An 8306-nucleotide genomic window follows, 5' to 3' on the forward strand; every position below is an offset into this window, starting at 1 on the left:
CGCACCGCGCGTCCACCGGAGTTGTCCATGGCTACCGATCCCGCCGCCCTCACCTACCTCGCCCTCGGCGACAGCTACACGATCGGCGAAGGCGTCGCCTCGGGCGAGCGCTGGCCGGTGCGGCTGACGTTGGCACTGCGCGAGGAAGGCATTCCGCTGGAGTTCCCTCGCACGCTGGCGACCACCGGGTGGACCACGGACGAGCTGTCGACCGCGATGGACGCCGCGCAGCCGCCGCTCGGCCGCTACGACTTCGTTTCGCTGCTGATCGGCGTCAACAACCAGTACCGCGGGCGCAGCACCGCCGAGTACCGCGGCGACTTCCACGAGTTGCTGGGCCGCTCGATCGCGCTGGCGCACGGGCGCGCCGACCGGGTGCTGGTGCTGTCCATTCCCGACTGGGGGGTGACACCCTTCTGCGCTGCCAGTGGCCGCGACCCGGCGACCGTCGGACGCGAGCTGGACGCCTACAACGCGATCGCCGCGGCGCTGTGCGCCGAGCACGGCGTCGCCTTCGTCGACATCACCGGCAGCAGCCGCGCGCAGGGTGGCGACGCCGCGATGGTGGTCGACGATGGCCTGCATCCGTCCGCCGCGATGTACGAGTTGTGGGCGCAGCAGGCGTTGCCGGTCGCACGCGCAATGCTCGCCACGCCGTGACGGCCGCCACCCGACCGATGGGCGCCGCGCCGGCACGCGCGATCGCCGCCGCGTTCGCCCCCGGCCATCCGCTGGGCAACCGCTGGGACTACTACTACAGCCGCACCAAGCTCGGCAGCGACCCGCTGTACCCCGGCGTCTGCGACGCACTGCGTGGCACGGCCGCGCCACTGCTGGACCTCGGTTGCGGGCTGGGCTTGCTGGCGCATGCGCTGCGGGCCGACGCGATCGCACTGCCGTACCTCGGGGTCGACAACGACGCCGGCAAGATCGACCGCGCCCGGCGTGCGGCCGGACGCGCCGCCCTGGCGCAGGCGCGCTTCGAGCACGTCGACCTCGCCGACCCCGCGTTCGCATTCGACACGCTCGGCCACCGCGGCAGCGTGGCCATCCTGGACGTGCTGCAGTTCATCCCGCCCGCGGCGCAGGACCGCACGCTGCAGGCCGCGATCGCGATGCTCACGCCGGGCGCGAAGCTGGTGATCCGCACGGGGCTTGAAGACGGCGGCGGGCGGGCGCGGGTCACCCGCGCGGTGGACGTGTTCTCTCGCGCGCTGGGCTGGATGAATGCCGGCCCCAGCCGCTACCCCGACGCCGACGCGCTGCGTGCACGTTTCGACGCGGCCGGCCTGTCGTCGGAGTTCACCCCGCTGTACGGCAACACGCCATTCAACAACTGGCGCGTGGTGGCGACCCGGCCGGCGTAGACCGGCGCCTTACGGCTCGGCCAGCCACTCCCGCGGCTGCAGGTAGTCGCCCAGGCGCGATTCGGGGCTGCCCGGCTCGGGCTGGTAGCCGTATTCCCAGCGCGCCAGCGGCGGCAGGCTCATCAGGATCGACTCGGTGCGTCCGCCCGACTGCAGGCCGAAGTGGGTGCCGCGGTCGAGCACCAGGTTGAACTCGACGTAGCGCCCACGCCGGTACAGCTGGAACTGGCGCTCGCGCTCGCCATATGGCGTGTCCTTGCGGCGTTCCACGATCGGCAGGTAGGCGACGAGGAAGCCATCGCCCACGGCGCGCATGTAACCGAAGTCGGTCTCGAAATCGCCCTGCAGGTCGTCGAAGAACAGCCCGCCAATGCCGCGGGTCTCGCCGCGGTGCTTGAGGAAGAAGTACTCGTCGCACCAGCGCTTGTGCGCGTCGTAGCGCGCCTGGCCGCCGAACGGTTCGCACAGCGCGCGCGCGGTGCGGTGCCAGTGCATCACGTCCTCGTCGACCGGATAGAACGGGGTCAGGTCGAAACCGCCGCCGAACCACCAGGCGACGGTCTTGCCGTCGCGTTCGGCGCGGAAGTGGCGGACGTTGGCGTGGGTGGTCGGCAGGTACGGGTTGCGCGGGTGGAACACCAGCGACACGCCGACCGCGCGCCACGAGGCGCCGACCAGTTCGGGGCGGTTGGCGGTGGCCGAGGGCGGCAGCCTGGTACCGGACACGTCGGAAAAGCCGATGCCGGCCTGCTCGAACACCGCGCCATCGCGCAGGATGCGGGTCCGGCCGCCACCGCCGAGTCCGGCCGGGCCCGCCTCCGCGGGCGCACGCGTCCAGGCGTCCTCGCCGAAGCGGGCCTGGCCGTCGGCGTGCTCTATCGCGGTGCAGATGCGGTCCTGCAGCCCGGTGAGGTAATCGCGGACGCGGATGAAGTCGGGATCGGGGGAGTGCGCGGTCATGCGCGCATTCTAGGCGAGCGGCGCAAACGATCCCGTAGGAGCGACGTGAGTCGCGACCCCACTGACAACCGGTTCCAGCGCGGTCGACGCGCTTTCGCGGCCATTTGATTGCCGGGACGCGTTGAGCGCGGCTTGGCCAGGCGTACGGCGGGTCGCGACTGACGTCGCTCCTACCGGGGGTGGCTTGCGCGGTGCAAAAGAAAAGCGCCTGCACACGGGTTGTGCAGGCGCGGGTGGGGAAACCTGGGGCCGGGCCGGGCGGGCTACTTCAGGTTGTCCTCGAACAACTCGTAGATCCGCCGGTACTCGTCGTACCAGCTGTCGGGGTGGACGAAGCCGTGGCGTTCGAGCGGGTACGAGGCCAGCTCCCAGTCGTCCTTGCGCAGCTCGATCAGGCGCTGGGCGAGCATCACCGAGTCCTTGTAGAACACGTTGTTGTCGATCATGCCGTGGGCGATCAGCAGGTTGTCCTGCAGGCCTTCGGCGAACTCGATGGGCGACGAGCGCAGGTACGCCTCGGGGTCGAGCTCGGGCGTGTTGAGGATGTTGGACGTGTACTCGTGGTTGTACTGCGACCAGTCCGTCACCGGGCGCAGCGCGGCGCCGGCCTTGAACGTGCCCGGCTCCTTGAACAGCGCCATGAAGGTCATGAAGCCACCGTAGCTGCCGCCGTAGATGCCGGCGCGGTCAACGTCGCCCTGCCGGTTGGCGCCGAGCCACGCCAGGCCGTCGAGGTAGTCCTGCAGCTCCGGCGTTCCCATCTGCCGGTAGATCGCGGTGCGCCAATCGCGCCCGTAGCCTTCCGATGCGCGGTAGTCCAGGTCGAGCACGATGTAGCCCTGCTGCACCAGCAGGTTGTGGAACATCTGCTCGCGGAAATACACCGGGTAACGGTCATGCACGTTCTGCAGGTAGCCGGCGCCATGCACGAACATCACCACCGGATACTCGCGCCCGGGCTGCATGTCGGCCGGCCCGTAGTACTTGCCCCAGATCGTGCCCGCGCCGTCGCTGGACGGAATCTGGACGATCTCGGGCTGCACCCACTGGCGCGCCTTGAACTCGGCGCTGCGGGTGTCGGTCAGCTGGGCGGTGCGCTCGCCGGTCGTGTCGACCACGGCCAGCTGGGTCGGCAGGTAGCTGTCGGAGTGGCGCACCAGCAGCCGGGAGCCGTCAGGCGAGAGTGCGAAGCTTTCCACGCCGTCGAGCGCGGTCACCTCGCGGACGGCGCCACCGTCACGGTCGACCGCGCAGACTTCGTAGTCGCCCGGCCAGTTGCGGTTGCAGGTGAAGAAGAACGTGCGGCCGTCCGCGCCCAGCACCGGCGAGGATGCCTCCCAGTTGCCCGAGGTCAGCGCGCGCGGCTCGCCCGCGCCATCGGCAATGTAGAGATGCGAGTGCCCGGTCTGCTCCGACAGCAGCCACAGCGCACCGTCGCCGGTCCAGCCGAAGTCGTTGAAGCTCCAGTTGATCCAGGCGTCGTCGTGGAGGCGATGGCGCGTCGCCAGGGCAGCCTGGTCGACCTGCCCGGCCGCCGGGGTCACGGTCGCGATCCAGCGGTCCTTGTTGTCGACCGCGCGCAGCAGCACGGCGGCGCTGCGGCCGTCGTCGCGCCAATGGATCGCCGGGCCGCTGCCGTCGCCGTCGGTTTCCACGCGCACCGGGCGGTCGCCTTCCAGCGGGGGCAGCTCGGCCTTCTCGCGCATCGTGGCGAGCGGGTCCGTGCCGATGCCGGGCAGGCCGTCGAACCCGAGCTCGGAGACCTTGCCGCTGGCGACCTCGACCAGCCACAGGCGATGCGGCAGCGGCGCGTTGCGACCGACCCGCACCCGCACTTCCTCGAACTCCTCGTAACCGGACTCGGTCACGTACTTGGGCATCTTGCCGGCCTGGCCTTCATCGGCGCCCTTGGCCTCGGTCACCACCAGCATCCACGCCGCGTCGGGTGAAAGTGCGCTGTCGACGATCTCCAGGCCGTCGCCGAGGTAGGCCGGCAGCGGCGCGCGGGTCGGGTCGACGGCGCGCCAGGCCTGCTCCTGCTCGCGCGCGGCCTCGCGCCGGGCGCGCTCGGTGGCGAGGGTTTCGATCAGCCGCAGCTGGCGGTCGCGCAGGTCGTCGGGCATCGGCTCGACCGCCGGATCCTTCTCGGCCTTGACGATCGCGGCCTGGCTGGTGCCGAGGCCGGCGTGCCACTGGAACCACTCGTTGCCGGCGCGGAACACGAGGTTGCCGCCACGGCTNCCGCCGGATCCTTCTCGGCCTTGACGATCGCGGCCTGGCTGGTGCCGAGGCCGGCGTGCCACTGGAACCACTCGTTGCCGGCGCGGAACACGAGGTTGCCGCCACGGCTCCACTGCGGGCGCGACTCGGCGTCGTTGCTGCGGGTCACCTGGGTCAGTGCACCGCTGCGCAGGTCGCGCACGAAGATGTCGCCATTCCGCACGAAGGCCATGCGCGTGCGGCTGGCGTCGTAGGCCGGGTCGGCGGCATCGAGCTGCGCGCGCGCCGGGCCGTCCACCCGCACCGGCACGCCGCCGTCGACTCCGACTTCCCAGGTGTCGCGGATCGACTCGCCGGCGCGCTTGAGGTTGTACTGCGCGCGGGTGCCGTCCCACGACCACCACGCGCGTTCCACCGGCGGGCCGATCCAGTCCGGGTCGGCCATCGCCTGGTCGAGCGTGATCGGGGTCGAGGCGGTGGACGTGTCGTTGAGCGGTACGCCCTGGGCGGACGCGTGGCCCGGCAACAGCGAGGCGGACAACAACAGGGCGGCGGACAACGGCAGCAAGCGGAGCATCGGCAAGGGTCCCACGGACAAGTCGCCGAAGCGTATCAGCGACGTGCAAGCGTGGGACCGGCCAGCGGTCATGGCCACGGTGACCGGCGTCGCGCTTCCGCCGGCCGCCGTGCCTTGGGGCGTCACGGGGCGGTGCGTACAATGGCCTGCGCGGCGCACCCCCGCGTGCCGCGGAGGTGCGATGCGTGGATGCCGACTGGTTCTCGCCGCTGTTCCTCTCACGGGTCCAGTTCGGCTTCGTGATCTCGTTCCACATCCTGTTCCCGGCCTTCACCATCGGCCTGGCGAGCTGGCTGGCATTCCTGGAATTCCGCTGGCTGCGCACGCGCGAAGACCTCTGGCGCGACCTCTACTTCTTCTGGCTCAAGATCTTCGCGATCTCGTTCGGCATGGGCGTGGTCAGCGGCATCGTCATGAGTTTCCAGTTCGGCACCAACTGGGCGGTGCTGAGCGAGCGCGCCGGCAACATCCTCGGGCCGCTGCTGTCCTACGAGGTACTGACCGCGTTCTTCCTGGAGGCGACCTTCCTCGGGGTGATGCTGTTCGGCTGGAAGCGCGTCTCCGACCGGCTGCATTTCTTCGCCACCTGCATGGTCGCGCTGGGCACGTTGATCTCGACGTTCTGGATCATCTCGGCCAACAGCTGGATGCAGACACCGCAAGGGCACGAGATCGTCGATGGCGTGTTCATGCCGGTCGACTGGTGGGCAATCATCTTCAATCCGTCTTTCCCGTACCGCCTCGCGCACATGGTGCTGGCCGCGTTCATCACCACCTGCTTCGTGATCGGCGGGGTCGGGGCGTGGTACCTGCGGCGTGGCGAGCACGTCGCGGCCGGCAAGCGGATGCTGGGGCTGGCCGTCGCGTTCGCGATCATCGCGGTGCCACTGCAAGTGGGCGTGGGCGACCTGCACGGCCTCAACGTCGCCGAGCACCAGCCGACCAAGCTGGCGGCGATGGAGGGCCACTGGGAGGAAGGAGAAGCCGGCGCCGGCTTGCCGCTGGTGCTGTTCGGCTGGCCCAACGCGGCGGAGGAACGCAACGACTACGCGGTCGAGGTCCCGCGGCTGGGCAGCCTGGTGCTGACCCACAGCTGGGACGGCACGATCGAGCCCCTGAGTGCGGTGCCGGCGTCGGAGCGCCCGCCGGTGGCACCGGTGTTCTGGGGCTTCCGCATCATGGTCGGGATCGGCCTGGCGATGCTGGCGCTGGTGGTGGCCTCGGCCTGGGCCTGGCGTCGCCGGTGGCTGTACGACTCCAAGTGGCTGCTCAACGGCTGGCGCCTGATGGCGCCGTCGGGCTTCGTCGCGCTACTGGCCGGCTGGTACGTGGTCGAGATCGGCCGGCAACCCTACGTGGTCTATGGCCTGCTCCGTACCAGCGAGTCGGTCAGCCCCAACATCCAGGCGGCGGCGGTCCTGGGTTCGCTCATCACTTACGCGGTCGCCTACGCGGTGATCTTCGGTGCCGGCATCTGGTACCTGCTTGCGCTGATCCGGCGCGGGCCGTTGCCGCACGAGCCGGCACCGCAACATGACGAAGGCGAGCGCACGCCCGCGCGGCCGCTGTCGGTCGGCAACCGGCACGGCGAAGCCACTCCCGGCCCCGCCGGTACCGGCGACGATGCCGACGTGATCAGGGAGGCCCGCTGATGGACTTGCAGACGGTGTTGCCGGTGATCTGGTTCGGCGTGATCGGTTTTGGCGTGCTGATGTACGTGCTGCTGGACGGCTTCGTGCTCGGCCTCGGCATCCTGGCGCCGTTCGCCGAGGACGAGGGCCAGCTGGACCACATGATGAATACCGCCGCGCCGATCTGGGACGGCAACGAGACCTGGCTGGTGCTGGGTGGTGCCGGTTTGCTGGCGGCGTTCCCGAAGGCGTACGCGCTGGTGTTGTCGGCGCTGTACCTGCCGGTGCTGCTGATGCTGATCGCGTTGATCTTCCGTGGCGTTGCGTTCGAATTCCGGTTCAAGGCGCGGCGGGCCAAGCCGTTCTGGGGCGCGGCGTTCTCGCTGGGCTCGATGCTGGCCGCGTTCGCGCAGGGCGTCATCCTCGGCGCACTGGTCGAAGGAATGCCGCTGGAAGGCGGCCAGTACCTCGGTGGCGCGTTCGGCTGGTTCAGCCCGTTCTCGATGCTGACCGGCATCGCGGTGGTGTTCGGCTATGCGCTGCTCGGGTCCGGCTGGCTGATCCTCAAGACCGAAGGACCACTGCAGAAAGTCGCGCGCGTGCTGGCCCGGCCGCTGGTGCTGGTGGTCGCCGCGTTCATGGGACTGGTGAGTGCATGGCTGCCGTTCCTGGACTCGCGGATCATGGCGCGCTGGTTCGAGGACGGGAACTTCTGGTGGCTCGCACCGGTGCCGCTGCTGGTGCTCGCCAATGCGGTCGCGCTGTGGCGCGCAGCGATGCGCGAGGGGCGCGACGCACGCCCGTTCGTGCTCACGCTGTGCTTCTTCGCGCTTGGCTTCGCCGGGCTGGTGCTGGGTATCTGGCCCAACATCGTGCCGCCTGCCATGACCATCTGGGATGCGGCCTCGCCGCCGTCGTCGCAGGGGTTCGTACTGGCCGGGCTGGTATTCCTGCTGCCGGCGATCCTGGGTTACACGTGGTGGTCCTACAGCGTGTTCAAGGGCAAGGTGGCGGCGGACGCCGGCTATCACTGAAGCGCTTGCACGACGGGCATCGACCCGCGCTGAACGGTGGATTCGCGCCCCCGCGGGCTGCGGGTATGCTTGTCGCCAGCCCCCGTCGCGCAGCTTCCCCGGCCGCCGCCCATGCAAGCGCATATCTACAAGAGCCTCCGCAAGGACGACACCTACGTGTTCCTCGCCGCGCGCGACGATTTCGACCGCGTGCCCGCGCCCGTGCGCGACGCGCTGGGCCGGTTGCAGTTCGTCATGGAACTTGACGTCACGCCCGACCGCAAGCTGGCCCGCGGCGATGCGGCGACGGTCCGCGAGAACCTGGCGACCCGCGGGTTCCACCTGCAGATGCCGCCCAACGGCGCGGGGGACCCGATGACCGAGGACTGGGGCACCGATGCCTGAGTTGCCCGTGAAGCACGCCCCGCTGGCCGGCCTTGGTGCCGTCGCCGCGGTGCTGGCGCTGCTCGCCGGCATCGGCGGATGGGCCGGCGCCCTCGCCGGCACCCTCGCACAGCCGCTGTTCGCGCTGGCCGCG

The 8306-nt window shown here is 70.2% G+C and carries 6 protein-coding genes and 1 pseudogene; 5 read left to right on the forward strand and 2 right to left on the reverse strand.

Features of this window, described 5'->3' with window-relative positions:
- The first annotated feature begins 27 nt into the window (after nucleotides 1-27).
- Nucleotides 28-660: an SGNH/GDSL hydrolase family protein gene (locus ACKVMH_RS04685; RefSeq protein WP_215219367.1), complete on the forward strand. Its 633-nt coding sequence runs from the start codon at nucleotides 28-30 to the stop codon at nucleotides 658-660.
- Nucleotides 661-677: 17 nt separating this feature from the next.
- Entirely contained in the window at nucleotides 678-1367 is a 690-nt protein-coding gene (locus tag ACKVMH_RS04690) for a methyltransferase domain-containing protein (RefSeq protein ID WP_412699431.1), read from the forward strand.
- A 9-nt stretch (nucleotides 1368-1376) separates the two neighbouring features.
- Here the strand turns inward: ACKVMH_RS04690 and hemF are convergent, their stop codons facing one another.
- Together hemF and ACKVMH_RS04700 are read right to left on the reverse strand one after the other, a co-directional pair.
- Entirely contained in the window at nucleotides 1377-2327 is a 951-nt protein-coding gene (gene hemF, locus ACKVMH_RS04695; protein WP_412699432.1) for an oxygen-dependent coproporphyrinogen oxidase, read from the reverse strand.
- Nucleotides 2328-2590: 263 nt separating this feature from the next.
- A pseudogene (locus ACKVMH_RS04700) lies at nucleotides 2591-4992 on the reverse strand (S9 family peptidase).
- A 317-nt stretch (nucleotides 4993-5309) separates the two neighbouring features.
- Here ACKVMH_RS04700 and ACKVMH_RS04705 point away from each other — a divergent pair.
- The 3 genes from ACKVMH_RS04705 (at nucleotide 5310) to ACKVMH_RS04715 (ending at nucleotide 8173) form a co-directional block, all read left to right on the forward strand.
- Nucleotides 5310-6776, forward strand: a complete 1467-nt coding sequence (locus ACKVMH_RS04705; RefSeq protein WP_412699433.1) for a cytochrome ubiquinol oxidase subunit I — start codon at nucleotides 5310-5312, stop codon at nucleotides 6774-6776.
- The gene (cydB, locus tag ACKVMH_RS04710; protein WP_412699434.1) at nucleotides 6776-7789 is read left to right on the forward strand and encodes a cytochrome d ubiquinol oxidase subunit II; all 1014 of its coding nucleotides are present in this window, start codon (nucleotides 6776-6778) and stop codon (nucleotides 7787-7789) included. Before ACKVMH_RS04705 ends, cydB begins: the two co-directional genes overlap by 1 nt.
- A gap of 111 nt (nucleotides 7790-7900) precedes the next feature.
- Nucleotides 7901-8173 (forward strand): YcgL domain-containing protein, encoded by a 273-nt coding sequence (locus ACKVMH_RS04715; RefSeq protein ID WP_412699435.1) that lies wholly within the window; start codon nucleotides 7901-7903, stop codon nucleotides 8171-8173.
- Nucleotides 8174-8306: the final 133 nt, after the last annotated feature.

Source organism: Lysobacter zhanggongensis, from assembly GCF_046638635.1.
In the GTDB taxonomy this organism is placed as follows: Bacteria; Pseudomonadota; Gammaproteobacteria; order Xanthomonadales; family Xanthomonadaceae; genus Novilysobacter; species Novilysobacter luteus.

Bases quoted from the DNA above. Each gene is read 5' to 3' on its own strand.
- ACKVMH_RS04690 (WP_412699431.1), top strand. From the start codon at position 678: ATGGGCGCCGCGCCGGCACGCGCGATCGCCGCCGCGTTCGCCCCCGGC.
- ACKVMH_RS04685 (WP_215219367.1), top strand. From the start codon at position 28: ATGGCTACCGATCCCGCCGCCCTCACCTACCTCGCCCTCGGCGACAGC.
- hemF (WP_412699432.1), bottom strand. From the start codon at position 2,327: ATGACCGCGCACTCCCCCGATCCCGACTTCATCCGCGTCCGCGATTAC.
- cydB (WP_412699434.1), top strand. From the start codon at position 6,776: ATGGACTTGCAGACGGTGTTGCCGGTGATCTGGTTCGGCGTGATCGGT.
- ACKVMH_RS04715 (WP_412699435.1), top strand. From the start codon at position 7,901: ATGCAAGCGCATATCTACAAGAGCCTCCGCAAGGACGACACCTACGTG.